General features: G+C 69.9%; 25 protein-coding genes and 1 pseudogene. 10 read left to right on the plus strand and 16 right to left on the minus strand.

What is annotated here, in order from left to right:
* Positions 1–64 precede the first annotated feature (64 nt).
* From OG390_RS12665 to OG390_RS12690, 6 genes are all read right to left on the minus strand, one after another.
* Positions 65–367 carry a hypothetical protein gene (locus OG390_RS12665; RefSeq protein ID WP_406167523.1) on the minus strand — a complete coding sequence of 101 codons (303 nt, stop codon included), beginning with the start codon at positions 365–367 and terminating at the stop codon, positions 65–67.
* Positions 368–496: 129 nt separating this feature from the next.
* Entirely contained in the window at positions 497–1,486 is a 990-nt protein-coding gene (locus tag OG390_RS12670; protein ID WP_406167525.1) for a TerC/Alx family metal homeostasis membrane protein, read from the minus strand.
* 272 nt (positions 1,487–1,758) lie between these two features.
* Complete coding sequence (locus OG390_RS12675; RefSeq protein WP_406167527.1) at positions 1,759–3,780, minus strand: TerD family protein; 2,022 nt, start codon at positions 3,778–3,780, stop codon at positions 1,759–1,761.
* Between the two features lie 42 nt (positions 3,781–3,822).
* Positions 3,823–4,401, minus strand: a complete 579-nt coding sequence (locus OG390_RS12680; protein WP_406167528.1) for a TerD family protein — start codon at positions 4,399–4,401, stop codon at positions 3,823–3,825.
* A gap of 160 nt (positions 4,402–4,561) precedes the next feature.
* Complete coding sequence (gene uvrB / locus OG390_RS12685; protein WP_406167530.1) at positions 4,562–6,691, minus strand: excinuclease ABC subunit UvrB; 2,130 nt, start codon at positions 6,689–6,691, stop codon at positions 4,562–4,564.
* A gap of 40 nt (positions 6,692–6,731) precedes the next feature.
* The gene (locus OG390_RS12690) at positions 6,732–7,598 is read right to left on the minus strand and encodes an MHYT domain-containing protein (RefSeq protein ID WP_406167532.1); all 867 of its coding nucleotides are present in this window, start codon (positions 7,596–7,598) and stop codon (positions 6,732–6,734) included.
* A 279-nt stretch (positions 7,599–7,877) separates the two neighbouring features.
* Here OG390_RS12690 and OG390_RS12695 point away from each other — a divergent pair, with 279 nt between their 5' ends.
* Positions 7,878–8,747, plus strand: coding sequence for a glycerophosphodiester phosphodiesterase (locus tag OG390_RS12695; RefSeq protein ID WP_406167534.1), 870 nt, complete (start codon positions 7,878–7,880; stop codon positions 8,745–8,747).
* A gap of 88 nt (positions 8,748–8,835) precedes the next feature.
* On the plus strand, positions 8,836–9,390 hold the full coding sequence (locus tag OG390_RS12700) for a methylated-DNA--[protein]-cysteine S-methyltransferase (RefSeq protein WP_406167536.1): 555 nt from the start codon (positions 8,836–8,838) through the stop codon (positions 9,388–9,390).
* A gap of 76 nt (positions 9,391–9,466) precedes the next feature.
* Here the strand turns inward: OG390_RS12700 and OG390_RS12705 are convergent, their stop codons facing one another.
* Both OG390_RS12705 and OG390_RS12710 read right to left on the minus strand, forming a co-directional pair.
* Positions 9,467–9,829, minus strand: coding sequence for a cupin domain-containing protein (locus OG390_RS12705; RefSeq protein ID WP_406167538.1), 363 nt, complete (start codon positions 9,827–9,829; stop codon positions 9,467–9,469).
* Positions 9,830–10,087: 258 nt separating this feature from the next.
* On the minus strand, positions 10,088–10,516 hold the full coding sequence (locus tag OG390_RS12710) for a VOC family protein (RefSeq protein ID WP_406167540.1): 429 nt from the start codon (positions 10,514–10,516) through the stop codon (positions 10,088–10,090).
* 97 nt (positions 10,517–10,613) lie between these two features.
* On the opposite strand from OG390_RS12710, the gene OG390_RS12715 reads away from it, so the two are divergent.
* Positions 10,614–11,519: a pseudouridine-5'-phosphate glycosidase gene (locus OG390_RS12715; protein ID WP_406167542.1), complete on the plus strand. Its 906-nt coding sequence runs from the start codon at positions 10,614–10,616 to the stop codon at positions 11,517–11,519.
* Between the two features lie 38 nt (positions 11,520–11,557).
* Positions 11,558–12,463, plus strand: coding sequence for a carbohydrate kinase family protein (locus OG390_RS12720; protein WP_406167544.1), 906 nt, complete (start codon positions 11,558–11,560; stop codon positions 12,461–12,463).
* A 767-nt stretch (positions 12,464–13,230) separates the two neighbouring features.
* Here OG390_RS12720 and OG390_RS12725 read toward each other — a convergent pair.
* Positions 13,231–14,025 carry a methyltransferase domain-containing protein gene (locus OG390_RS12725; RefSeq protein WP_406167546.1) on the minus strand — a complete coding sequence of 265 codons (795 nt, stop codon included), beginning with the start codon at positions 14,023–14,025 and terminating at the stop codon, positions 13,231–13,233.
* Positions 14,026–14,494: 469 nt separating this feature from the next.
* On the opposite strand from OG390_RS12725, the gene corA reads away from it, so the two are divergent.
* Positions 14,495–15,622: a magnesium/cobalt transporter CorA gene (gene corA / locus OG390_RS12730; RefSeq protein WP_406167548.1), complete on the plus strand. Its 1,128-nt coding sequence runs from the start codon at positions 14,495–14,497 to the stop codon at positions 15,620–15,622.
* Between the two features lie 105 nt (positions 15,623–15,727).
* On the opposite strand, the gene OG390_RS12735 is transcribed toward corA, so the two are convergent.
* The 3 genes from OG390_RS12735 to OG390_RS12745 form a co-directional block, all read right to left on the minus strand.
* Positions 15,728–16,147, minus strand: a complete 420-nt coding sequence (locus tag OG390_RS12735; protein WP_406167550.1) for a CBS domain-containing protein — start codon at positions 16,145–16,147, stop codon at positions 15,728–15,730.
* 144 nt (positions 16,148–16,291) lie between these two features.
* Positions 16,292–16,705 (minus strand): PPOX class F420-dependent oxidoreductase, encoded by a 414-nt coding sequence (locus OG390_RS12740; RefSeq protein ID WP_406167551.1) that lies wholly within the window; start codon positions 16,703–16,705, stop codon positions 16,292–16,294.
* Positions 16,706–16,764: 59 nt separating this feature from the next.
* Entirely contained in the window at positions 16,765–17,397 is a 633-nt protein-coding gene (locus OG390_RS12745; protein WP_406167553.1) for a uridine kinase, read from the minus strand.
* A gap of 198 nt (positions 17,398–17,595) precedes the next feature.
* Here OG390_RS12745 and OG390_RS12750 point away from each other — a divergent pair, with 198 nt between their 5' ends.
* From OG390_RS12750 to OG390_RS12760, 3 genes are all read left to right on the plus strand, one after another.
* Positions 17,596–18,288, plus strand: a complete 693-nt coding sequence (locus OG390_RS12750) for a DUF2293 domain-containing protein (RefSeq protein WP_406167554.1) — start codon at positions 17,596–17,598, stop codon at positions 18,286–18,288.
* Between the two features lie 350 nt (positions 18,289–18,638).
* Positions 18,639–19,118 carry a DUF1772 domain-containing protein gene (locus OG390_RS12755; RefSeq protein ID WP_406167556.1) on the plus strand — a complete coding sequence of 160 codons (480 nt, stop codon included), beginning with the start codon at positions 18,639–18,641 and terminating at the stop codon, positions 19,116–19,118.
* Positions 19,119–19,526: 408 nt separating this feature from the next.
* Positions 19,527–21,014 (plus strand): glutamate synthase subunit beta, encoded by a 1,488-nt coding sequence (locus tag OG390_RS12760; protein WP_406167558.1) that lies wholly within the window; start codon positions 19,527–19,529, stop codon positions 21,012–21,014.
* Positions 21,015–21,198: 184 nt separating this feature from the next.
* On the opposite strand, the gene OG390_RS12765 is transcribed toward OG390_RS12760, so the two are convergent.
* Positions 21,199–21,735, minus strand: a complete 537-nt coding sequence (locus OG390_RS12765; RefSeq protein WP_406167560.1) for a carboxymuconolactone decarboxylase family protein — start codon at positions 21,733–21,735, stop codon at positions 21,199–21,201.
* A gap of 41 nt (positions 21,736–21,776) precedes the next feature.
* Here OG390_RS12765 and OG390_RS12770 point away from each other — a divergent pair, with 41 nt between their 5' ends.
* Positions 21,777–23,186, plus strand: a complete 1,410-nt coding sequence (locus OG390_RS12770; protein WP_406167562.1) for a PLP-dependent aminotransferase family protein — start codon at positions 21,777–21,779, stop codon at positions 23,184–23,186.
* Positions 23,187–23,421: 235 nt separating this feature from the next.
* Here the strand turns inward: OG390_RS12770 and OG390_RS12775 are convergent.
* The 3 genes and pseudogenes from OG390_RS12775 to OG390_RS12785 form a co-directional block, all read right to left on the minus strand.
* Positions 23,422–23,980, minus strand: a pseudogene (locus OG390_RS12775) (SAM-dependent methyltransferase); the annotation flags it as partial.
* A gap of 105 nt (positions 23,981–24,085) precedes the next feature.
* Entirely contained in the window at positions 24,086–24,349 is a 264-nt protein-coding gene (locus tag OG390_RS12780) for a DUF397 domain-containing protein (protein ID WP_406167564.1), read from the minus strand.
* Positions 24,350–25,210: a helix-turn-helix transcriptional regulator gene (locus OG390_RS12785; RefSeq protein ID WP_406167566.1), complete on the minus strand. Its 861-nt coding sequence runs from the start codon at positions 25,208–25,210 to the stop codon at positions 24,350–24,352.
* A gap of 188 nt (positions 25,211–25,398) precedes the next feature.
* Between OG390_RS12785 and OG390_RS12790 the strand changes: the two genes are divergently transcribed.
* Entirely contained in the window at positions 25,399–26,265 is an 867-nt protein-coding gene (locus OG390_RS12790) for an ATP-binding protein (protein ID WP_406167568.1), read from the plus strand.
* Positions 26,266–26,292 lie beyond the last annotated feature (27 nt).

Below are 26,292 nucleotides of genomic sequence, written 5' to 3' on the forward strand. Positions count from 1 at the left end.
CACTCCGGTGGCGCGAGGCCCGCTCCAAGACAGCGCTGAAGAAACCCGTTGGGGAACCGGCTCGCTACTTCAGCTCGGTCATCTCGCGTACGTCGCAGTCGGTGAAGGACGGTGGCCGAGTACACAGCGCGGCCATGTGCTCCGCCATCTTGGTTGTCTCGGGGTCGTTGCTGTTGCGCATGGCGTCCTCGTACGAATCGAACTCGATCACCACGAGGTAGCGGTTGGGCTGGTTGCGGTCCTGCAGGACGAGGCGGTGCGTGGGGCCGCCGCTGCGGCCGGCCATACGCTTGTCGGCCTCCTCGGCCAGCTTCTGCATCTCATCGATGCGCTCGGTCTCGAAGTCGACGATCTGCACGAACTTCATGGATACCTCCACCCGGCCGGGGCGCCCCCGAGCAGGGGAACGCACAGCACCCAAGCAAGCACCGGGAGCGGTGGTCGGCAATTGGCCGCGCACCGCTCCCGGGGATGGTTGTTCCTACGTCCGACGCGGTCAGACGTCGATGCTGTCCTTCGGAGCGCTCTTGGCCTCGTCGAGCGCCGCCTGCCTCCTGGAGGCGATCAGGCTGGTGATCGTGGTGACCACCAGGACCGCGCAGATCACGCCGAGCGAGACCGGGATGGAGATCTCCGGGGCATGGACCCCCGACTCGTGCAGCGCGTGCAGCACGAGCTTGACGCCGATGAAGCCGAGGATGACCGACAGGCCGTAGCTGAGGTGCACCAGCTTCCTGAGCAGGCCGCCGATGAGGAAGTACAGCTGTCGCAGACCCATCAGCGCGAACGCGTTGGCCGTGAACACGATGTACGGGTCCTGGGTCAATCCGAAGATCGCGGGGATCGAGTCGAGCGCGAAGAGCACGTCGGTGGTGCCGATCGCCAGCATCACGACCAGCATCGGCGTCATGACGCGCTTGCCGTTCTGCTGGATCCACAGCTTGGTGCCGTGGTACCGGTCGGCCACGCCGAAGCGGCGCTCGGCGGCCTTGAGCAGCCGGTTCTCCTCGAACTCCTCGTCCTCCTCCTCGGCCCGGGCTTCCTGGATCAGCTTCCAGGCGGTGTAGATGAGGAACGCGCCGAAGATGTAGAAGACCCACGCGAAGCTCGCGATGATCGCGGCACCCGCGGCGATGAACATCGCGCGCAGGACGAGGGCTATCAGCACGCCGACAAGGAGCACTCGCTGCTGGTACTTCGAGGGCACCGCGAACTTCGCCATGATCAGGACGAAGACGAAGAGGTTGTCGACGCTCAGCGACTTCTCGGTGATGAAGCCGGCGAAGAACTCTCCGGCAGGCTCACCGCCGGAGAAGATGAGCAGCCCGAGTCCGAACAGACCGGCCAGGACGATCCAGACGATGGTCCAGATTCCGGCTTCCTTGATGGATACGTCGTGCGGCTTGCGGCCGATGAAGAAGTCGACCGCGATGAGGGCGGCAAGGCCCACGATCGTCAGGATCCACAGGGTCACGGAAACATCCACTGCGCCTCCGGCAGTACGTAACGGCAGATTTCAGCGTCGTCGCTACCGGAGGTCTCTTCCACCCGTGACGTTCACGGGCCGACGCCCCGGGATCTGGCCAGATCCGTATTGACGGGTACGCCGCAGCAGGTAGGGAGTACTCCCCTCCGTACGGAGAACAGTACCCGAATCACCAAGGAAAGGTAAAGGATTTGGTAAAAGGCAGATCAAATCCGCTGGCCAGAGGCTTTTACCGATGCTTGACACGAGCCCATCGGGCGACCGCTGACGGGTCAGCGGTTCCAGGGACGGCGGGCCGCAGCCACCTGTGCGAGCACCTGCTGGAGCACCTGGCTGCCCGGTGGAACGAGCGCGGGCTCGTATGTCCAGGCGTGCCCGATCCACGGATCGGCGAGGTGGTCGTCAGGCACCGGCGTGAGGCGCAGCAGCGAGCGCCAGAGCGGGTCGAGCAGCGGCCCGTAGGCAGCGGCGTCCTCCCGGTCGGCCACCATCATGAGATGGACACCGACGGCCGGGCCCTCGTCCGCGACATAGCGCAGCTGGGTCACGGCGCGTTCGTCGAAGCCGTGCGGGAAGTCGCTGACGATCAGCAATTGCTCGGCGGTGTCGAAGCCCGGCGGCAGCGAGTCGGCCGCTCCGCCACGCATCGCCATCTGCACCAGGTCGACGCGCTGGGTGAGCCGAGCCAGGACGTCGGCCACTCCCGCGGCACCAACGGCGGGCGGGCCGTCGAGCACCCCGGACTGCACCAGTGGCGTGAGGGACGAGGCACCCGAACCGGCCGGGTCGATGACGTGCACCGTGAACTCGCCGGCGGGATACACGGCGAGCAGCCGCGCGGCGTGCGCCACCGCCGTGTCCATGGCGAGGCGGCGCAGTTCGTCGGAGTCGACGAGCGAGTCGTCCAGGCCGGTGCGGCCGCTGTCTATCCACAGGCCGCGCTCCAGCGGCAGCCGGACCAGCATCGGGATGCTCAGGCCCTCGCTCTCGGGCAGATGGAGGTCGCCGAGGCGCAGCGCCATGGGGATCTCCATCGGTACCCGGTAGCCGTGCCAGACCGGGTTGTCCCAGCGCGCGTACGCCGCGGGCAGCGCGGGCTCGACGACCTCGGCCTCGCCGGTGAGCTGTGCGAGGTCACGGTCGAGGGCCGCCCGGGCCTGGTCGGCCAGCTGGGCGCGCTTGGCCTGGGCCGCCTCGCGCGCGGCGTCGCCCTGTCCGCCGATCCTGCTGCGCGGGTCGGACAGGACCTTGTCGAGCTCCTGCTCCATGCGTGAGTCGGCGAAGTCGACGGCACTGCGATACGCGGCGGTGGTGCGGGCCAGGTCCTCGAACATGCCCCACACCTGGTTGTAGAGCCGCTCCTCCATGGACCAGCCGGTCGCATCGCCCGCGACGGGCTGCGCGGGCTGCCCGGGCGGGGCCGGTGGCGCGGTCGGCGGGGGCGGTGGCGGGGCCGCGGTCTGCCGACCGGGATGGCTGTAGTTGATCGGGCCGCCTGCCGTGGGCGCGGCGGGCCGAGTGACCGCGGAGGGGTCCGAGGCGTGGCTTCCCTGCGGCGCCGTGGTGCCTTGCGGACCTGGTGTGTCGTACGGGGACGAAGAAGACAGCGGAGCCTGCGGTACGTTCCCGCCGGCGCCCTGGGGCCCGGTGTACGGCTGGTCCGGTCCGGGCGCCGAGGCGGCCGCCTGTCGTGAGCGGTCACCGTCGGGCGTACGCGGCGGCGGTGCCGCGACCGAGCGGGCGAGGCCCTGGGCCACCGCCTCGTTGATACTGCCCGCGAGCTGCTGGGCCTCCGACAGGCCCTGGTCGGTGAGGAGTTCGGCGAGGCCGCCGGCGTATCCCTGACCGACCGCCCGGACCTTCCAGGCGCCCTGCCTGCGGTAGAGCTCCAGGGCGACGACGGCCGACTCGGGGTCCAGGCCGGTGATGGTGTAGCTGGCGACCTCGGAGCCGTCGAGGCCGGTGACCGCGACGAAGGGGGCGGCGACGGCGCCGAACCGGACCGGGCCGCCGACCCCGGACGGCAGTGCGAGCAGCACACTGACCCGGTGCACGGTCTCCGGCAGGGCGTCCAGGTCGAACGCGAGGCGGTGGTCGGCCGCCACCTGCTTGGACACCTCGAGTCCGGGCAGTGTGGGCGCGCCCGGGTGGGCCACCCACTCCACACCGCGGACCCTGCCCTGCTCGTCGCTGAGCGTGGCCCCGGCCACGATCGGCTTGCCGGCCGAAACACGGACCTCAAGACGGACCTGGGGGAGCGGATGGTTCTGCCCCCGAACCAGCTCGGCCGTCATCGCCTTGTCCCCCTATGTCGCTTCTTGTGCTGGGCCGGCTGCCTACAGGTGCGGCAGGATATCGGGCATCAGGTTCTGGAACGTACGGCCGTTGGCCGGCGTGCCGAGGGCTGTCATCTGCCAGCCCGCGCCCGCGCGGTGCACCTTCGCCATGATCTGGGCCGTGTACTGTCCGCCGCCCGCGAGCGTGTAGCGGGCGAGCTCCTGGCCGTTGGTCTCGTCGACCAGACGGCAGAACGCGTTCTGCACTTCCTGGAACGTCTGGCCCGTGAAGGAGTTCACGGTGAAGACGATCTGGTCGATGTGGACCGGGATGCGCTGCAGGTCGACGAGGATCGCCTCGTCGTCGCCGCCCTGGCCCACGCCGCCGACCAGGTTGTCACCCGTGTGCCGTACGGAACCGTCGTCGCTGACGAGATGGCGGAAGAACACCACGTCGACGGGCTCCTTGCCCGCGAACAGCACGGCGGAGGCGTCGAGGTCGATCTCCCGGGTGCGCGAGCCGAACAGCCCGCGCCGGGGGGCCGCCTGCCAGCCGAGCCCCATGCGCACCGCGGTCAGGGTGCCCCCGTCGTTCTTCTGCAGACTGATGGCCTGACCCTTGGTCATGTTGACCGTCACGCGCTGTTCCCCTCTCGAACTGTCCCCTGTTGCCGCGGAGTCCGCGGATGACCAGAACCCTACGCAGCGCCACTGACAGTGCCGAACCCCGGGGCGCGCTTTGTGTCGGTCTTGCAACACAGCGCGCATATGCCGAGGTCCGGCACGGCCCGCGAGGGCGTCAGGCCAGGCCCGCTTCCTTCATCTGGCGCAGCTCCTTCTTCATCTCGGACACTTCGTCGCGCAGTCGGGCCGCGATCTCGAACTGGAGATCGGCCGCGGCGGCGCGCATCCGCTCCGTCATCTCCTCGATCTGCTCGGCCAGTTCGGCTGCCGGACGGTCGGTCGGCACCGTCTCCTTGCTCTTGCCCTTGGCGGACTTGGCCGCCTTGCCGGCGAGCGAGGGCACGGGGGCCTTGGCGCCCTTGCCGTCCTTCGTCTTGCGGTAGCCCGAGCCGAGCAGCTGCTCCGTGTCGACGTCCTCGCGGGCGATCTGCGCCACGATGTCGTTGATCTTCTTGCGGAGGGGCTGCGGGTCGATGCCCTTCTCCTTGTTGTACGCGACCTGCTTCTCCCGGCGGCGGTTGGTCTCCTCGATGGCCTTCTCCATCGCCGGGGTGATCTTGTCGGCGTACATGTGGACCTGGCCGGACACGTTGCGCGCCGCGCGGCCGATTGTCTGGATCAGCGACGTACCGGAACGCAGGAAGCCCTCCTTGTCGGCGTCGAGGATCGCCACCAGGGAGACCTCGGGCAGGTCGAGGCCCTCCCTCAGGAGGTTGATGCCGACCAGGACGTCGTACTCGCCGGCGCGCAGCTCGCGCAGCAGCTCGACGCGGCGCAGGGTGTCGACGTCGCTGTGGAGGTAGCGCACCTGGATGCCGAGTTCGAGGAAGTAGTCGGTGAGGTCCTCGGCCATCTTCTTGGTGAGCGTGGTGACCAGGACCCGCTCGTCCTTCTCGGTGCGCTTGCGGATCTCGTGCACCAGGTCGTCGATCTGGCCCTCGGTGGGCTTGACGACGACCTCGGGGTCGATCAGGCCGGTGGGGCGGATGATCTGCTCGACCTGGCCGTCGGAGCGGGAGAGCTCGTACTGTCCCGGGGTTGCCGAGAGGTAGACCGTCTGCCCGATGCGCTCCTGGAACTCCTCCCACTTCAGGGGGCGGTTGTCCAGCGCGGACGGCAGACGGAAGCCGTGGTCGACGAGGGTGCGCTTGCGGGACGCGTCGCCCTCGTACATCGCGCCGATCTGGGGCACGGTGACGTGCGACTCGTCGATGACGAGCAGGAAGTCGTCCGGGAAGTAGTCGATCAGCGTGTTCGGTGGGGAGCCGGGTTCGCGGCCGTCGAAGTGCATCGAGTAGTTCTCGACTCCGGAGCAGGAGCCGATCTGGCGGAGCATCTCGATGTCGTACGTCGTCCGCATGCGCAGGCGCTGGGCTTCCAGAAGCTTGCCCTGCTTCTCCAGCTCGGCGAGGCGCTCCCCCAGCTCCTTCTCGATGTCGTTGACCGCGCGCTCCATGCGCTCGGGGCCCGCCACGTAGTGGGAGGCCGGGAACACATACACCTGGTCGTCGTCGCTGATGACCTCGCCGGTGAGCGGGTGCAGCGTGGAAAGGGCCTCGATCTCGTCGCCGAACATCTCGATGCGGACGGCCAGCTCTTCGTAGACCGGGAAGATCTCGATGGTGTCGCCGCGGACCCGGAAGGTGCCTCGGGCGAACGCCACGTCGTTGCGCGCGTACTGGATGTCGACGAAGCGGCGCAGCAGGTCGTCGCGGTCGATCTCGTCGCCGACCTTGAGCGAGACCATCCGGTCCACGTACTCCTGCGGCGTACCGAGGCCGTAGATGCAGGAGACCGAGGCGACCACCACGACGTCACGGCGGGTCAGCAGCGAGTTGGTCGCGGAGTGACGCAGTCGCTCCACCTCCTCGTTGATCGAGGAGTCCTTCTCGATGTAGGTGTCCGACTGCGGGACGTACGCCTCGGGCTGGTAGTAGTCGTAGTACGAGACGAAGTACTCGACCGCGTTGTTCGGCAACAGCTCGCGGAACTCGTTGGCCAGCTGGGCGGCCAGGGTCTTGTTCGGGGCCATCACCAGGGTGGGGCGCTGGAGCTTCTCGATCATCCACGCGGTGGTGGCGGACTTGCCGGTGCCGGTCGCACCCAGCAGCACGACATCCTTCTCACCTGCGCTGATGCGCTTTTCCAGCTCGGCGATGGCCGTGGGCTGGTCACCACTCGGCTGGTAGGAGCTGACGACCTCGAAGGGCGCCACCGAACGTTCGATCTTGGATACGGGCCGCATGGAATCCACCGTACGACCCCGCACTGACAACGGGGCCGGATCACCAGCTCTGCGGGGTGCGGGAACTGCGGTGCCGCTGGTTCCGCTCGGTGCGGGACGCAGGACGGCGGCCGGGGTGCGGGACGGCGGGGTGGGCCGGGATGCCGGGCCGGTTCTCCGTGGGGGTCCAGTCGGGCCTTCCCATGACCATCAGCGGGTCGAACATCACGACGACGCCCGCCAGACACAGGAAGGCCAGGGGGCCGATCATCATGGGCGCGAGCAGGGCCGCGGGCGAGTCGCCGCCCGGGGTGCTGGACGTGCCGTGGAGATGGACGCTGAGGGCGGCCATGCCCGTGTAGTGCATGCCGCTGACGGCGAGCCCCATGACGAGACTGGCGCCCACGCTCCACAGGAAGCCCCGCACTTGTCCCGCCGCCCACAGGGCGGCTGTGGCGGCCACGACGGCTATGACCACCGAGGCGGAGACCGTGAGGGTGTTGTATTCGAGTCTTCCATTGAGGCGCATGCCGGCCATGCCCAGGTAGTGCATCGAGGCGACCCCCAGGCCGGTGATGGTGCCCCCGGTGAAGAGTGCCGTTCCACGGGCGCCGCGGTAGCCGACGATGAAGATCCCGATGCCGACCATCACGATGGCCACGCCAAGGCTCGCGAACGTCGTCAGCTTGTCGTAGTGGACCGGGGTCTCCTTGATCGTGAACCCCATCATCGCGATGAAGTGCATGGTCCATATCCCCGAGCCGATCGCGGCCGAGCCGAGCGCCAGCCAACCGGCGCGCCAGGAGCGGGCGACGAGCATCGATCTGGTGGTGCAGCGCAGACCCAGCGCTCCACCCAGGCAGGCCATGAGGTAGGCCACCAGCGGTGTGACGAGTCCGTAAGTGAAGCCGTCGACCGTGCCCTGCATGCGCGGCTGCCCTTCCCGCCCTGTTACTCCTGAAATGCCCTGAAATACCCCCACCCTCGGGACCGCAAGAGCGGACAGGGTTGAGGCAGAGAGTATGACTCCCACTGGAATGGTCGAACGATTTTCCGGCAAAGAATCACGGCCTCGCCCCACCTGTGCACCACCAGTGAACGGACTTGGACAACTCCATTCAATCCGTGGCCATCCCACACCCCTCCTCCATTGACTCTCTGCTGTCACTCTTGTGCTGTCAGTGATCACTCGACGCGAGGAGAAGGAATGCACGCGCGCGTTGCCGCCGCCACGACCGCCGCGCTTCTAGGGGGCGCTGTTGTGATACTCCCCAGCCCGCACGCCCGGGCCGGGTCCCAGAGCACCGGCCCGGTGATCGTCTCCCATCGCGGCGCCTCGGCGTATGCACCCGAGAACACCTTGGCCGCCATCGACAAGGCTGCCGCAATGGGGTTCAGCTGGGTCGAGAACGACGTTCAGCGCACCAGGGACGGTGAGCTCGTCGTCCTGCACGACGCCACGCTGGCGCGTACCACCGACGTCGAGAAGGTCTATCCCAAGAGGGCTCCCTGGAAGGTCAAGGACTTCACCGCCGCGGAGATCGCTCGCCTGGACGCCGGGAGCTGGTTCAGCCCCCGGTACGCGGGCGCGCGCGTGCCGACACTGAAGCAGTACATGGACCGTGTCTCGCACAACCACCAGAAGCTCGTCCTGGAAATCAAGAATCCCGATCTCTATCCCGGCATCGAGCGGCAGACTCTCAAGCTCCTGAGCAACGAGGGCTGGCTCGATCCGGCGCATCTGAGGAGCAGCCTGCTCGTCCAGAGCTTCAGCGCGGACAGCGTGCGAACGGTCCATGATCTGCGCCCGGGCATCAGAACGGCCTTGCTGGGCAAGCCGTCGATCGCACAGCTCCCCCAGTACGCCCGATTCACCGACCAGATCAACGCGGATCACACCTCCCTGTCGTCCGGCTACATCTCCGCGGTGCACGGACTCGGCGGACCGCACGGCAGTCGGATGAAGGTCTTCGCCTGGACCGTGAACGACGCGAACACTGCCGGACGCCTGGCCGGATTCGGCGTGGACGGCATCATCACGAACGTGCCCGACGTCATCCGGAGGGCATTGGGGTAGCGCTCCGCGGCTCAACCGCCCGTGCCGCGGACGTCTGCCCGCGTCCGCGCCACGGGCGTTGTCAGTGGTGGGCCGTACGGTGGATCGCATGGACAGCCTTGGGCGGTACGAGCAGCAGGTCGCGTGGACCGTTGTCGGCACGGACATCGGTCCGCTGCTGCTGGCGGCGACGCGCGACGGCCTGGTGAATGTCGTCTTCCACGCCACGGACGAGGTGCGCGACAAAGCGCTCGACCGGCTCACGTCCCGTCTGGGCACCGAGCCCGTCGAGGCCCCCGAGTCGCCTCTGCTGGCCGAAGCGATACGTCAGGTCGCGGCGTACTTCTCCGGCGAGCGGCGTGACTTCGACCTGCCGCTGGACTGGTCGCTGATCTCCGGGTTCAACCGCCAGGTGCTGCGCGAGCTGGCGTCGGGCGTTTCGTACGGCGCGGTCGTGGGCTACGGCGACCTGGCCGGGCGGGTCGGCCAGCCGGGCGCGGCGCAGGCCGTGGGCGTGGCCATGGGCTCGAATCCGCTGCCGGTCGTCGTGCCGTGCCATCGCGTGGTCGAGAGCGACGGCGGTATCGGCGGGTTCGGGGGCGGTCTGGAGACGAAGCGGAAGCTGCTCGCGCTGGAGGGAGTGCTTCCGGAGCCGCTGTTCTGACCACTGCCCCGAGAGCCGGGCGAGGGTGTCTCACCGCTGAGCCGGTGAGTACACCTCACTGCTGAGCCTGACCGCGTCAGAGGCTGATGTGGTATGCCTTGCGGAGCGTCTCGTGCACGGTCCAGGTGGTGCGGTCGCCCTCGCGCAGGATCGCCGCGTCGCCCGGGCTCACCTCGATGACGTCGCCGCCCTCCACCTCGATCGTGGCGCGGCCGCTCACGACGACGAAGAGTTCATTCGCCTCCGTGTCGGTCACCACGCCGGGCGTGATCTGCCAGATGCCGCGCAGCTGCTTGCCGTCGGCCGACTCCCACAGCACCTTGCCGGTGACAGCCGGGTCGCCGGAAACGATCTGAGCCGGGTCCAGGGGCTCCGGTTCGAGCTCGGCGTCGGGGATGTGCACGGCGAAGGACGGGGTGGCCTGGGTGTTCGTGGTCATGAGCGGTCACCTTAAGGGCATTCGAGAATGACCTCACGCGGAGGGTGGCCGGAACGCGCGGCCGGTAGCAGACTCCGCCCTGCGCACAGCCGCCGGCATCCGAAGTCACGGATACGCCGAGTTCGACCAGGGCGCCATCCGCAAGTACGTCCTCGATCCGCATGGGGTGCCGGCGGGCGTGCGGCCTGTCTGACCTCGCGCCTGTCTCCCGGAGGGGTGCTCCCGCGCGCGTGGGGGCACCCCCCTCCGCCCCGGGGGCTACTCGTAGTGCCGTGCCTCGAAGACGTTGCCGTCCGGGTCACGGAAGTAGAAGCTGCGCTTGGCCATCCCACGGGCTCCGTAGGAGTCGTACGAGAAGCCCGAGAGGGGGACGGACCGCTCCTCCAGGCGTGCCCGTAGCGCTTCGAATTCGGGCCCCGTGAGGGAAAGGCATACGTGGTTGACCGGGTGGCCGGCACTTTCGGCGCCTCCGGGAACCACCTTCATGTACTCCGTCAGGGAGAGAGGCGCGAGGTCGAAAATGGTCTCCCCATTGAGGCGTACCGAGGGGAACGACGCTTTTCCGGCGGCGAATTCGGTGACCCTCAGGGGCTCCAGGCCGACCGCCTTCTCGTAGAAGTCGGCCGAGGCGACCGGATCGCGCACCCACAGGACGACATGGTCGAGACGTATCGAGTTGTCCGTCATATCCCCAGGCTGGTGTCGTACGCCGCAGGTCGCAAGGGTTTGACCGGGCGCACCGCCCGCCAGAGATGAGGAAAGACGACCGACAGGAGGCAGACGCGTGATCGTGGTGTCCGAAGAGGTGCGGGAGGCGCTCGACGCGCGCCGGTCGGTGGTGGCCCTGGAGTCGACGATCATCGCGCACGGGCTGCCTCGCCCGCGGAATCTGCAGGTCGCGTTGGAGCTGGAGGATGTCGTACGGCGACAGGGAGCCGTCCCCGCGACGATCGCCGTGCTCGACGGGCGGCCCCATGTCGGTCTGGACAAGGAGCAGCTTGAACGGGTCGCGAACGAGGAAGGGATCCGAAAGCTGGGACACCGCGATCTGCCGCTCGCGGTGGCGGCGGGTGCGAGCGGGGCGACGACCGTGTCGGCGACGGCGTTGCTGGCCGCTCGCGCGGGAGTACGGGTGTTCGCGACGGGCGGGCTCGGCGGGGTGCACCGGGAGTGGACGGTGACGCAGGACGAGTCGGCCGACCTGGGTCTGCTGGCGCGTACCCGGATCACCGTGGTCTGCGCGGGCGTGAAGTCGATCCTGGACGTGCCCGCGACGCTGCAGCGCCTGGAGACGCTGGGCGTGGCGGTGGCCGGGTACGGCACAGAACGCTTTCCCGGCTTCTACCTCTCGGACTCGGGGTATCCGGTGGACTGGACGCTGGACTCCGCCGAGCAGGTGGCGGATGTGATGCGGGCGCAGGACGCGCTGGACGCTCCCGAATCGGCCCTCATCGTCGCGAACCCCGTCCCTGAAGAGGAGCAGCTCGATCCCGAGCTCCACGCGCGCGTACTCACCGACGCGCTGCACGCGTGCGAGGCGGAGGGTGTGACCGGGCAAGCCGTGACGCCGTTCCTGCTCGACTATCTGGTGCGGCACACCGACGGCGCCTCGCTGAACGCCAATCTGGCGGCGGTGCGCGGCAACGTACGGCTCGCGGGGCGGATCGCAGCGGCCTGGGCCGAGGCGTGAGCGGGACGGATCGCGGGGATGCCGGGGGAAGTACAGGGGTGTCTGCGGGCGCTCTGCTGGTCGTCGGGGACGTGGTCACGGACATCGTCGCCCGGCACCGCGGACCGCTCGCGGCGGGCACCGACACGGCCGCCGCGATCCGCACGCTGCCGGGCGGCGCGGGTGCCAACGTCGCGTGCTGGGCCGCGCACTGGGGCTGCTCGGACGTACGGCTGCTCGGCCGGGTGGGCGCGGACGCGGCGAAGTGGCACGAGCGTGAGCTCGCGGCCTGCGGCATACGTCCCCTTCTCGTCGTTGATCCGGAGACACCGACCGGGACGGTGATCTGCCTCGTGGACAGGGGCGCGTCGGCGGAGCGCACGTTCCTCACGGACAGCGGGGCCTCTCTGCGGCTCGACCCCGGCGACTGGTCGCCCGTGCTGCTCGACGGTGTCGCGCGGTTGCATCTGTCGGGCTACTTGTTCTTTTCCGAGCCGAGCCGGGCACTGGTGTCGGTGGCGCTGGAGTCGGCACGCGCGCGTGGCGTGCCGGTGAGCCTGGATCCGGCGTCGGCGGGGTTCCTCACCGAGCTGGGTGTGGACCGCTTCCTCGAACTCGCCCAGGGCATCGACATCCTGCTCCCCAGCCGTGACGAGGCGCACCTGCTGACCGGGCTGCCCGATCCCGCGGACGCGGCGGCCAAGTTGAGCCGCCATGTCCCCCTCGTCGTCGCCAAGCAGGGCGGTGCCGGCGCCCTGGTGGCCCGCTCTGGAACCATCCGGGCCCATGTCCCCGCCGTGCCCGCCACACCCCGCGACACCACGGGCGCCGGCGACGCCTTCACCGGAGCGTTCCTCGCCGCCCTGCTCGCGGGCGCGGAGCCCGAGGAAGCGGCGGCCGAGGGGTGTGGGGCTGGGGCGATGGCGGTGGAGCGGGTGGGAGGGAGACCGCCGGAGAGCGCTTGACGGCGGCCGGACGGGGCGCGCGGGTGGGGTGACGACGCCGGCTCGTTGGGCCATGTGGAGGCGTGCCGATCGCGCCATGGCGCAGAGCGTCACGTAGGCGGCGGGCTGGCGAAGCCCGACTGGGTGGGGCGGCACGCAGGTGGGGTAGGTAGCGCCACCGCGCGCAGAGAAACACGCGGGCCGCAGACGAGCCCGAACGAGTGAGGCAGCACGCGGGTGGAGGCGGCAGCGCCATCACACAGAGGCGGCAGGCGGGCCGGCCGGCGAACCCCGACCCTGTGGGGCAGCACGCATGCGGGGTAGGGGTCACCGCCGCGTGCAAAGGGAGCCGCGGGCCGCAGACGAGCCCGAACGAGTGAGGCAGCACGCGGGTGGAGGCGGCAGCGCCATCACACAGAGGCGGCAGGCGGGCCGGCCGGCGAACCCCGACCCTGTGGGGCAGCACGCATGCGGGGTAGGGGTCACCGCGCGCAGAGAAACACGCGGGCCGCAGACGAGCCCGACCGAGCGGGACGGCCATCGGGTGCGGGGACAGCCCGCCACAGAAGGCGACACGCGGGCCGCAGGCGAAGCCGACCGGGTACCGCATCTCGGTGGCGCGGACCAGCCGGCGGGCACGTAGGTGGGCCGGCAGAACCGAGGCGGCGGCCGCATCGCCAACCCCCACCGATCGGCCAGCGGGTCGGCCCGGCGCCACCAGCAGCTGGGCCGACACCCCGGGTGGACGGTCGTATCCATGGCGCCCCGCGCCAACGCCATCCCTTCGTCTACCCCTTGCGCCCCCATGCCGAGATCATCGGTGCCGTCGCCAGGTCCATGGAGCCGGAGGCGACGTTGGCCAGGTGTCGGTCGATGTCCTGGTGAGTGGCCAGGCCCGCGGCGACGAGCTGGTCGCGGATCTGACGGATCGTCGCGGACTCCAGGGCGGCGCAGGCGGGCGAGGTGACAGGGAAGTACGCGTCGGCCTCCACGCCGCCCAAACCCGCCTGGCGGAGCAGCCGCGGCAGTTTGCGGCCGTACGCGAGGTCGGCGCCGCGCTCGGCGAGCAGGCTGCGGAAGCCCTTGCGCAGCCGATTCGCGAGCTGCTGCTCGGGGCCGTACTCGTCGGGGCAGAGCAGGGGCTGCAGCGCGGGGTCGGCGTCCTCGACGAGGAGTCGACCGCCGGGCCGCAAGGCCTTGACCATCGACCGCAACGCCCGCTCCCGGTCCGGCACATGGACCAGCACGAGCCGGGCGTGCACAAGGTCGAAGCCCTCTCCCGGCGGCTCCTCGGCGCCCACGTCGTGGACGCGGACCTCGACCGGTGGGCGGGCGGCGGAGGCCGCCCAGGAGGCGTCGATGTCGGTCGCCATGACCCGCCCGGTCGGGCCGACCTTCTTGGCGAGCCAGGACACCACGGACGTGCCGCCCGCACCGACCTCCCAGCAGCGCCAGCCGGGGCCGATACCGAAGCGCTCGATGTGCCGGAACGTCGTGGGGTCGAAGAGAGCGGCGAAGGCTTCGAAGCGCTGTCCCGCCTCGTTCTGCTGGTTGTCGAGGAGATACCCGTCGGTTCGCGTCATAGGACGATCATCCCAGTTGACCGGCTTGTCGCGAATCGTAGACGCTCCGCCGTCGCCACCCGCACGCTCGGGTGAACACAGTCTGCACGCTCGGGCGAACACAGTCCGCACGCTCGGGCGAGCACAGCCGGCACGCTCGGGCGAGCACAGCCGGCACGCTCGGGCGAACACAGCCGGCACGCTCGGGCGAACACAGCCGGCACGCTCGGGCGAGCACAGCCGGCACGCTCGGGCGAGCACAGCCGGCACGCTCGGGCGAGCACAGCCGGCACGCTCGGGCGAGCGCAGCCGGCACGCTCGGGCGAGCGCAGCCCACACACTCGGCCGAACCCCATCTGCGCGCTGAAACACACACACCGGAACGGAAGACTCCGTTCCCCCAGGCTTTTCCGGCGCTCGATCAGGCCTGGCAGACTGGCGCGCCAAGGCGCAAAGTGCGGCGCGAGGGGATCCACGCAAGGAGATCCAGATGTCCATGGCAGGGAATCTGCGGAAGGTCACGGCCCTCGGCGCGGTCGACGGCCTCCGCAAGGTGGCGCGGCTGACGCGGCGGCGCGCCCGCGTCGACCTGAGTCACCCCGCCCGGTCTCCGCTGGGCTCCGCAGTGGTGAACTGCGTGGCGTACCAGGACGGCGCACGCGTCCCGGGCGGCCGCGATCTGGTCCACACCGTGGAGCGGATCCGCAAGAGCGACGAGGGGTTCGTCTGGCTCGGCCTGCACGAGCCGACGGACCGGGAGTTCGCCGGCATCGCCGAGCTCTTCGACCTGCACCCACTCGCCGTCGAGGACGCGGTGGAGGCCCATCAGCGCCCGAAGCTGGAGCGGTACGGCGAGACGCTGTTCGCGGTGTTCAAGACGGTCTGCTACGTCGAGCACAAGGAACTGACGGCAAACAGCGAGGTGGTGAACACCGGCGAGATCATGGTCTTCGTCGGTCCCGACTTCGTCATCACCGTGCGGCACGGACGACACGGCTCCCTTGGCCCGCTGCGCGAGGAGTTGGAGGCCGACTCGCAACAGCTCTCCAAGGGACCGGCCGCGGTACTGCACGCGATCGCGGACCATGTGGTCGACGAGTACGTGCACGTCACGGACTCGATCCAGGCGGACATCGACCAGGTCGAGGCCGATGTCTTCGCGGAGAACGGCGCGCGGACGGACGCCGGACGCATCTACCAGCTCAAGCGTGAACTCCTCGAACTGAAGCGGGCCGTGGTCCCGCTCGCCCGCCCGGTCCAGGAGCTCTCCACCCGGCCGATACGGGTGGTCGACCCGGAGATACAGGCGTACTTCCGGGACGTCTCCGACCATCTGCTGCGGGTCACCGAGCAGATCGCCGCCTTCGACGAGCTGCTCAACTCGATTCTGCAGGCGCACCTCGCGCAGGTGACGGTGGCACAGAACGAGGACATGCGGAAGATCACCGCATGGGCGGCCGTCATCGCCGTCCCGACGATGGTCTGCGGGGTGTACGGCATGAACTTCGACAACATGCCGGAACTGCACTGGAGGTTCGGCTACCCCCTCGTCATAGGCGTGATATCCGTCGCCTGCCTTGTCCTGTACCGGGGATTCAGGCGCAACGGCTGGCTCTGACACGCATCTCGCCCGCCGCGGCCGGCCGGCCGGACGAGCGCACACCACCCAATGGCTGGACAGGGGGAACAAGCGGATCGAGAGGGCAGGAAGGATGAGCCGGGGTCAGCTCCTCGCGTAGACACTCTCGACCCAGGCGGCAAGCTGTTCGTCCGTCAGGTGCCGGGCCAGGTCGGCCTCGCTGATCATGCCGACCAGTCGCTTGTTCTCTATCACGGGAAGCCGGCGGATCTGGTGCCCCTTCATCTCCTGGAGCACCTCGCCGACATCGGCGCCCGATTCGATCCAGCGCGGTGTGCCCTGGGCCATCTCACCCGCGGTGATTCGTGCCGGGTCGTGGCCCATGGCCACACAGCCGACGACGATGTCGCGGTCCGTGAGGATGCCGCAGAGCCGTTCGTTCTCGTCACTGATGGGCAGGGCGCCCACGTTGAGCTCGCGCATCAGCTGGGCTGCGCGATCCAGGGTCTCGTGGGCGGGAATCCACTGGGCACCACGGTGCATGATGTCTCCGGCGGTGGTCATGAAGTACCTCCCGGTGCCGGACGGCCGGCGCGGCGCGGAAGACACCGCTAGTCCCGGCGTCCTACATTCTTGCCGTGTCCCCAGGGATGCGCACCCGGACGTCCGCGGATACCGAGGTTGCCCGCCACGTCGGCCCGCCCGGGGTCAGGCCGAGAATCCGACGATCTTCTGCGGCACGACGCGGATGATCACGCGGACCTCGTCGTCCTTCTCCTCCGGAGGATCGATGCCGAGGTACTTGTGCGAGAGCTCGTACGGGAGGCGCTTGGCGTCGTCGGGGAGGATCTCGGCGGTGCCGCGGATCTCGACCGAGGTGTAGGGGTTGGCAAGGCCGAAGACCGAGAGGCTGATGCGGGGGTCCCGCTGGAGGTTGCGCACCTTCTGGCGTCCGGCGGTCGAGGAGAAGAGGACGGTGTCGCCGTCGCGCTTGATCCAGACCACCGAGTTCTGGGGAGCGCCGCCGGGGCCGAGGGTGGCGACGCCGGCGAAGTTCTTGCCGTCGAGGAGGGTGCGGACGGAGTCGTCGAAGGCGGCCGGGTCGTCGGCGGAGATCGTCATGGATTCAGGGTAACTACATGCACGTGCATATAAAAGCCCCTGGGGAACGCCACTTTCGATCAGCCGTTCCACGCCGGGTGGCGCGGATCGTCGGCGCGCACCAGGACGTCGGCCGTGCCGCCCGGGTCCACCTCGGCCTCGTAGCGCTCGAACGCGGGGAGTGTCCAGTGCTCGGCCTCGGGGGTACGGCGGCGGAGGGCACCCGGGGACAGGAGTACGTGGACGCTGAAGTCGAAGGGGAACCAGTGGCGCAGAAGGAGGGGGCCGTGCAGCAACAGGAGACCGCCGGGCGGGAGTTGAACATAGGGGCTGCGGGTGGCCCGGTCGGTGGCCGAGTCCCAGAGGTCGGGCAGGACGCGGCCGTTGCCGCCCGCTTCGAGGGGGCCGAAGACCTCGCGCCAGAGGGCGCCGGTGTCCACCCAGCCGTCGTAATAGGCCTCGACGTCCTGATGGCCGTATTCGAGCCGGAGCGACGCGGGGCGCAGGAAGTCCTCCGTACCGACCGCGAGAGAGGACCGGCCGCGTATGCGCAGCGCCTCCGAGACCCGGTGCGCGAGATCGCCGGGGCGGGCGGCCGGCGCTCCGTCGAAGGCGATGCGCGGCCAGGGGCTGCCGTCGTCCGGTTTCAGGTCGAGCAGACGCTGGGCAAGGAGGTCTCCGAGCCGTTCCCAGGTGATCGCTTCGAGTCGCACAGGCCCATGATGCCGCGTTCACGAGGCGGTCTTGTGGGGGTGGCGGGCGGCAGGAGCTCAGGAGGCGCGCAGACGACTGCCCCGGAGGACGGCTCCCGACGACGGCTGACGCACCCGGAGGGCTGCTCCCGAGGACGGCTGAGGCACCGGCTCACCAGAGGCATAGATCCCCCGGGCGGACGGGGGAATGAACCGCGTATGGCACCGATCGCAACTCCCCCGCACCGCACCGGACTTCTCGTCATCCAGCCGCTCAAGAAGCGGCACTGTGGCGAGTGCCGGACCGGCCCGCTGGCGCTGCTGGTGCTGGAGGAGGGGCTGCCGCGGTGTCTGGACTGCGCGGATCTCGGGCATCTGGTGTTCCTGCCGCGCGGTGACACGGCGCTGACGAGAAGGTCGAGGGAGGGCAGTGCGCTGTCGGCGGTGGTGGTGCGGTTCAACCGGCGGCGAAGCCGATACGAGCGGCAGGGCGTCCTCGTCGAGGAGGCGGCGCTCGCCCGGGCCGAGGAGCGGTGCCTGGCGGACGCGGAGGCGCGGCGGCGACGCAGAGTGCGGGACGCACGGCGCCGGGAGGCGGAGGATCTGCGGTTCACGGACGCGTTCGCGCGGGAGATACGGCGGCTGTTTCCCGGTTGCCCGGCCGACCGGGCACGGGCGATCGCCGCGCACGCCTCGGTGCGCGGCAGCGCGCGGGTCGGGCGCAGTGCCGCGGGTCGTGCGCTGTCCGAGGCCGCGGTGACCGCGGCGGTCCGTGCCTCCGTACGACACACGGACACTGCATACGACCAGATGCTGATGAGCGGTGTGCCGCGGCATGAGGCGCGGCGGCGGATCACCGGGACAGTGGACGCCACCCTGCGGGGGTGGCACGCCGGGCGTGCGCCGACGTGACCGGGCACCGTCGACCCCCTCGACCCCCTCGGCCGCTTCGGCCGCTTCGGCCGCGCCGACAGCGCCGACAGCGCCGACCTGCCGGGACGGCAGCGCCGGGACGGCAGCGCCGGGACGGCAGCGCCGGGACGGCAGCGCCGGGCCACGCCGGGGTCGGCATCGCCCGGCCGCACCATGTCGGCATCGCCCGGTCATGCCGGGTCGGCATCGTCCGGACACGTCGCCTGGAGGCTCGCGTATGCGCCCGCGTCCCTCGACCATGGTCACTGTCCCCGTACGGGATTTCACTTGTGGTGACGGTAGGGCGCCGTGCAGGATCTTTGATCTCGGGGATCGATGCGGGGGTTGTCATGATCGATGGGCCGTATTTCGTGCTGACGTTGCTGGGGGTGCTCGGCTGCGGGCTGGTGGCCGGGGTGTTCTGCGGGTTCTCGACGTTCGTGATGAGGGGGCTCGCCGAGTTGCCGCCCGCGCAGGGGGTCGCCGCGATGAACGCGATCAATGTCGCCGCGTTGCGCCCGGCGTTCATGCTCGTGTTCGTCGGCTCGGCGGGGCTGTGCGCGGTGCTCGCCGTGGTGACGTTCGTGCTGTTGCCGGACGACGGGGCGGTGGAGCTGCTGCTGGGTAGCGCGCTGTATCTGTTCGGGTCGTTCGGGGTGACGGTCGTCGCGAACGTGCCGCTCAACGAGGCACTGCTCAAGATGGACCCCGGGACACCGGAGACCGCCGTCTACTGGCGTACGTACGTGCGCGAGTGGACGACGTGGAACCACGTCCGCACGGTCGCGTCGGCCGGTGCGGCGATCGCGTACACGCTCGCCCTCACCTGAGGCACACGACCGCCCCGAGGGCGCGGCGCCGGAACACCCGAGGCGCACGCCCGCCTCACCCGAGGGTGGCGCATGCGCGACACATCCGAGGGCGGCGCATACGCGACGGGCAGACCCCGCGGACGACGACGGCGCATACGCGACGAGCAAACCCCGCCGACAACGACGGCGCATACGCGACGAGCAAACCCCGCCGACAACGACGGCGCATACGCGACGAGCAAACCCCGCCGACAACGACGGCGCATACGCGACGAGCAAACCCCGGAAGCGACCCCTCAGCTGAGCGGCGACGCCCACGGAGGCGACGTATCGTGGCGTGAAAGGAGTGTCGACCGACGGTCGTGGGCCGATGGCGCCCGACGGCCGCGCGGCCTCGTGCCCGTCGCGTACGCAAGGGAGACGGCCATGGCCGATCCCAAGGGATTCATGACCACACCGCGCGAGGAATACCCGCGCCGGCCCGTCGAGGAACGCGTACGGGACTGGAACGAGGTGTATGTCCCCGGGGCGCTGCTGCCGATCATCAACAGACAGGCCGATCGCTGCATGGACTGCGGGATCCCCTTCTGCCACGACGCCTGTCCACTGGGCAATCTGATCCCCGAGTGGAACGACCTCGTCTCGCGGGACGACTGGCGGGCGGCGAGCGACCGGCTGCACGCCACGAACAATTTCCCCGAGTTCACCGGGCGCTTGTGTCCCGCCCCCTGCGAGGCGGGCTGTGTGCTCGCGATCAACCAGCCCGCGGTCACCATCAAGAACGTCGAGGTGGCCATCGCGGACCGCGCCTGGGAGGACGGTTTCACGCCACCGCGCCCGCCGGACCGGCTCTCCGGACGGACCGTCGCGGTGATCGGGTCGGGACCCACCGGGCTCGCCGCGGCCCAGCAGCTGACGCGGGCCGGACACACCGTCGCGGTGTACGAGCGGGCCGACCGGATCGGCGGGCTGCTGCGGTACGGGATCCCCGCGTTCAAGATGGAGAAGCGGCACCTGGACCGGCGGCTCGAGCAAATGCGGGCGGAGGGAACGAAGTTCCGTACGTCGACAGCCATCGGCACGGACATCCGCGCCGCCGACCTCAAGGCACGCTACGACGCGGTCATACTCGCCGTTGGCGCCACGGCGTGGCGTGAACTCGACGTACCTGGGCGGGAGTTGGCCGGCATCCATCAGGCGATGGAATATCTGCCGCTGGCCGACCGGGTGTGCGAGGGGGATCTGGAGGTCTCGCCGCTGTCCGCGGCCGGCAAGCACGTCGTGATCGTCGGCGGCGGTGACACCGGCGCCGACTGTCTGGGGACGGCCGTACGGGAGCGCGCGGCATCCGTCACCCAACTGGACATCTATGCCCAGCCGGAGGCGGAGCGCGACGAGGACGTCGAGCCGTGGCCGACGTACCCGAAGATCTATCGACTCTCGGCCGCGCACGAGGAGGCCGGCGTGCTGGGGACGGCTCCCGCGGCGGACGCGGACGCCCGGCTCTTCGCGGCGTCCACACTCCGTTTCACCGGGGACGCGGACGGGCATGTGCGCTCACTGCACCTCGTCGAGGTCGACGAGCAGCGGCGCCCGGTCCCCGGCTCCGGGCGAACCCTCCCCGCCGACCTCGTGCTGCTCGCCCTCGGCTTCTCGGGCCCTGACCGCCACGACGGCCTGATCGACCAGCTCGGCCTCGCCCTCGAACCGCGCGGCACGATCACCCGCGACGCGGACTTCATGACCAACGTCCCCGGGGTGTACGCCGCCGGGGACGCGGCCCGCGGGCAGTCCCTGATCGTCTGGGCCATCGCCGAGGGCCGCGCGGTGGCCGCCGCGGTGGATCGTTCCCTTTCGGGAGTGTCTCGCCTGCCGGCGCCGATCGGGCCGTACGACCGCCCCATGAAGGTCTAGGAATCCCGCCACCGAGTGCCACTGAATGCCACCCAACGTCGCGCAATGAGGCCCGGTTCGGCACCGCAGAACCGGGCCGTCGTGATCCTCGCCGTTGCGACGGAACTGAGTTACCACCCCATGACCCCATCGGCCCCATTAGCCCCATCGGTTCCGGTCGGAGATCCTCCGCGCACGGCGCGGTCTAGCGCTCGTCCGTGCCCGCCACCTTGGCCGTCGACAGCGCCACGCGGTTCCACGTGTTGATCGTGAAGATCAGGGCCAGGACGTGAGCCAGTTCCTGATCGTCGAAGACCGCGGCGGCCTGCGCGTACACATCGTCGGGCACGCCCGCGTCGGCGACACGCGTGACCGCCTCTGTCAGCGCGAGGGCCGCCTGCTCCCGGAGCGTGAAGAAGTGCCGGGCCTCGCGCCACACCGCGACCATGTGCAGCCGGTCCTCGCTCTCGCCGGCCTTGCGGGCGTCGTTGGTGTGCATGTGGAGGCAGTAGGCGCAGTGGTTGAGGTGCGAGGCGCGGATCTGGATCAGTTCGACGAGGGCAGGGTCGAGCCCCTGGCGGGCCGCCGCGTCGAAGCCGATGAGAGCCCGGAAGACCTTCGGGGCGGACTTCGCGAAGTCGAGGCGGGGGTTTTCGGCCACGGGCGCCACGCTCGCTGCAGCGGAGGAGGAGGTGGAGGACGTACCGGCCGTCGTGCGCATCGTGTTCATCGTCATGACCATGAATCTACGGGCCGGAAAGACCGGCTGTAGGGTGCATTTCTGTGGCGGAATCATGGGTCAATTACGCGGAACGCATCGGCGCCGACCTGCACCTGGAGCTGTCGGGTTCGGGCGCGCGGCGGGCCGCGCTGATCCGGGCGCTGCGCGAGGCCGTACGCAGCGGCCGGCTCACGCCGGGCACCCGGCTGCCGCCGTACCGTTCGCTCGCCGCCGACCTGGGCGTCGCGCGCAACACCGTCGCCGACGCGTACGCCGAACTCGTCGCCGAGGGCTGGCTGACCGCCCGGCAGGGCTCCGGCACACGGGTCGCCGAGCGCGCCGCGCCGCCGGGCGCCCCCGCGCGCGTACCCAAAAAGGCGCCGCCACGCGCGCGTGGACCCCGGCACGACCTGCGGCAGGGCACCCCGGACGCTGCCTCGTTCCCGCGCGCCGCTTGGCTCACGTCGTACCGCCGGGCCCTCCAGCAGGCGCCCAACGAGGCCTTCGGACCCGGCGATCCGGCGGGACGGATCGAACTGCGCGAGGCGCTCACCGAGTACTTGGCACGCGCGCGTGGTGTACGTACGGAGCCCGGACGGATCGTGATCTGCTCCGGCTTCGCACACGCCTTGCGACTGCTCTTCCCCGCCGTCCTGCGGGGCCCGCTGGCTGTCGAGTCGTACGGCCTCGGCTTCCATCGCGAGCTGCTGGCCGCCGCGTCCGTACGGACCGCACCGCTGCCCCTGGACGAAGACGGCGCCCAGGTGGCCGAGTTGGGCAGGGAGCGTGCCGTACTTCTCACGCCCGCACACCAGTTCCCGACCGGTGGTCCGCTGCATCCCGAGCGGCGCGCCGCGGTGATCGACTGGGCACGCGCGCGTGGCGGGGTGATTCTGGAGGACGACTACGACGGGGAGTTCCGCTACGACCGCAAGCCCGTCGGCGCCGTACAGGGCCTCGACCCCGAGCGGGTCATCCACATCGGCTCGGTCAGCAAAAGCCTGTCGCCCGCGCTGCGGCTGGGCTGGATGGTCCTTCCGGAGCGGTACGTCGACGCCGTACTCGCAGTCAAGGGCGAACGGGAGGCCTGGGTCGGTGCGTTGGACCAGCTGTCGCTCGCGGACTTCATCGTCTCCGGGTCGTACGACCGCCACGTGCGGCGCATGCGGCAGCGGTACCGGGGGCGACGGGACCGGCTCGTCGCCGCGCTCGCCGCGCGGGCACCGCACATCGAGGTGACCGGAATCGCGGCCGGGCTGCACGCGGTGCTGCGGCTGCCGCCCGGGACCGAGCAGTCGGCGGTCAAGGCCGCGGTGTGGCAGGGCGTAGCGCTCGACGGGCTCGCCGAGTTCCGGCACCCGGCGGCGGTGATGGCCGCGCCGGACGGGTTGGTGGTCGGCTATGCGACGCCCGCGGAGCATGCCTACGGGGCGGCGCTCGACGCGCTGTGCGGGGTGCTTCCACCGGGCTGACCGTCTCACCTCGGTCGAGCGCGCGCCCGATCCGGCCGGGACGGCCGACCTCGAGGATCTGCCGCCCTTCGGAGCCCGCCGCGACCGGGGCCGGACCGCCCGCCCGGTCGCCGTCGGCGTGGTCGGTGCCGTTCTGCTCACCGCGCTCGCGGGCGGGCTCACCGAACCCACCCGGACCCGTGAGGAGCACGAGAACGACGACGAGGCGACCTCCGTACTCGTCGGGATCGACATGCGCGGCAAGGACATGACGGTCGACCAGGGTGTGCGCGCCGTCCTCGTCGGAGACGAAGTGCAGCAGCGCGACGAGGGAGAGCGCCACCGGCCGGCTGAAGTCCAGGACCTTCTTCACCCCGTCGACGATGGCGTCCGGGTCCCGCACGTCGGCCTGCAGGTACTCGGTCGCCCCCTCGGGCGTGCTGCGCGGCGGGGCCGCCGCGTGGGCCAGCACGATCGGGTCGTTGTCGCAGTACACGACGCGCGCGTCGGGCGCGACGCGCTGGGCGGTCTGGTGCAGGTTGGGCTCGGTCGGGATCCCGGTGCCGATGTCCAGGAACTGCCGTGCGCCGTTCTGGGCCGGCCTGGGGATCCCCAGGCGTTCAGCACTGAGGGAGCGTGGCACGGTGCATGAACGCGCGGTTGAACCGTCCCATCACCGGCACCCTCGGATCGAGGGCGAGCATCTGCCGCCCCATCTCCTCGTCGACGGGACAGTTGCCGCCGAGATACCAGTCGTACATCCGCGCCGGATGCGGCTTGCTCGTGTCGATCTCGATGGGGAGCTGGCCGGTCATGACCGTCTCCGTAAGTCCGTGCCTCGGCAAGTGTTCAAGTCACTGCGGTGAGTATTCAAGCCACTGCCAGAGTCGGGGAATTGGGAAAAGGGAAGCGCAAGTGGGTCAGGAGAGAAGGAAGTCCGCCTCTCCCGCCTTCGCGCCCTGGATGAAGGCGGTGATCTCGCCCGGTGTGTAGATGAGGGCGGGTCCGTCCGGGTCCGCCGACTGGCGGACCGCTATGCGCCCGTCGGCGAGCTTCATCGCCTCCAGGCAGTTGCCGCCGTTTCCGCCGCTCCACGGCTTGTGCCAACCCTCGTTGCCCAGGTCGCGGGCAGGCATTCCGTTGTAGATGCGCACATTGCGTATCCGCGGCTTGATGCGTTCCATTCACAGCTCCTTGCGGAGATCCCGGAGGATCTCCTTCGTGCGATGTGCTGTGGCGGCCTGAGCCGCCATGCGGTCCATGACCTCGAGGTGGGTCGCCACCTCCGAGCGCGCGTCCAGGTAGACGGCGCCGGTCAGGTACTCGCTGTAGACCATGTCCGGGAGTTCCGGCATGGCAAAGCGGAACAGCACGAAGGGCCCGTACGTGCCGGGGTGCGGACCCGAGGAGAACGGGATCACCTGCAGCGTCACATTGGGCAGCTTCGTGGACTGGAGCAGCTTGTCGATCTGGGCGCGCATCACCTCGGGACCGCCGACGGGGCGGCGCAGGGCCGTCTCGTCCATCACGGCCCAGATCCGGGGTGCGCCCTCACGAGTGAGCAGATCCTGGCGTTGCATGCGCAGCGCCACATGCCGCTCGATGTCCTCGGGTCTGGTCTGGCCGATGGCGCCCGCCTTCAGGACGCCGCGGGCGTAGTCCTCGGTCTGCAGCAGTCCGGGCACGAAGTGGGGCTCGTACGAGCGGATGAGCGCGGCCGCGCCCTCCAGACTCACGTGCATCGAGAACCAGTCCGGCAGGATGTCGTGGAACCGCTGCCACCAGCCGGGCTTGTTGGCCTCCTCGGCGAGTTGGACGAAGGCCTCGGCCTCCTCGTCGCTGACGCCGTACGACTTCAGCAGCAGTTGGAGGTAGGGGATTTTGAGGGAGACCTCGGCCATCTCCATACGGCGGACCGTGGCGGGCGCGACACGCAGGATGCGCGCGGCCTCCTCACGCTTGAGACCCGCGCGTTCCCGCAGGTCCAGCAGGCGCCGGCCGAGGACGACCTGACCGACCGTCGGCGCGGACCGCGGTTCGCTCACGTCCCACCTCCACTGAGTCCGGACAGCCCGGGCGGCGCCGTTCGGGGTCTCTTTCGACTGTCCCAACTGGCGCCGCTCGACGTGCTGTTGCGAGCAGTGTGCCACGCGCTCTCACCGAGTCACACGGCACTCTGCATTTTTCAGAGTGACACTTGCCAAGTGTTCACGGCGGGGCGATAGTGGCAAGCGTGACTCCGTCCGCGCCGTTAGGAACAGACGCCGCCGAAGACCGGATCGGTCTCCGTGCCACCGCAGGGCTCCGCCCCGGCGCGGTCGCCGAGCGCCGGTTCCGCTTCGAACTGGCCGCACATCCGGGATCCGTCGCTCAGGCAAGACGTCTGGCGCGTGCCCGGCTGTCCCACTGGGCGGTGTGCGAGGACACCTGCGACACGGCGGCCCTCGTCGTCTCCGAGCTGGTCACCAACGCGATCGTGCACGCCGCCGGCGAGCGCGTCGTGTGCGAGCTGCACGACCGCGACGACGTAGTACGGATAGCCATACGTGACGAGGGATGTGCTCCGGGTGAGCCGCACCCCTCGCCGCAGCGGCCCGAGGAGGAGCACGGGAGGGGATTGCTCCTCGTCGCGGCCGTGTCCAGGGCTTGGGGGGCCCAGGACACCGGGCCCGGACTGCTGATCTGGGCGGAGCTGGAGCGCACCACGGACGGGCCCGACTCGGACACCGGAGCCCGTTCGGACCTGGGCTGGTGCGCGACGGACACCGAAATGCGGTCCGCCCCGGACTGGAGCGCCACACACACCGAAATACGGTCCGACCCGGGCTGGAGCGCGAGGGACACCGAAGTACGGTCCGACCTGGGCTGGAGCGCGACGGACACCGAAATACGGTCCGACCCGGACTGGAGCGCCACACACACCGAAATACGGTCCGCCCCGGACTGGAGCGCGAGGGACACCGAAGTACGGTCCGACCTGGGCTGGAGTGCGAAGAAACCACCGGCCGACGGCCGGGGCGCCGGGACGGAGGCGTTCTGGGGAACAGGGACCGCAGGGGTCCCCCCGGCCGAGCGGGGCCGAGATTGGGGGAGGGTGTGAGGGGTACGTCGGCGACGGGGCCTGGAG

Source organism: Streptomyces sp. NBC_00996, assembly GCF_045162675.1.
Taxonomy (GTDB): domain Bacteria; phylum Actinomycetota; class Actinomycetes; order Streptomycetales; family Streptomycetaceae; genus Streptomyces.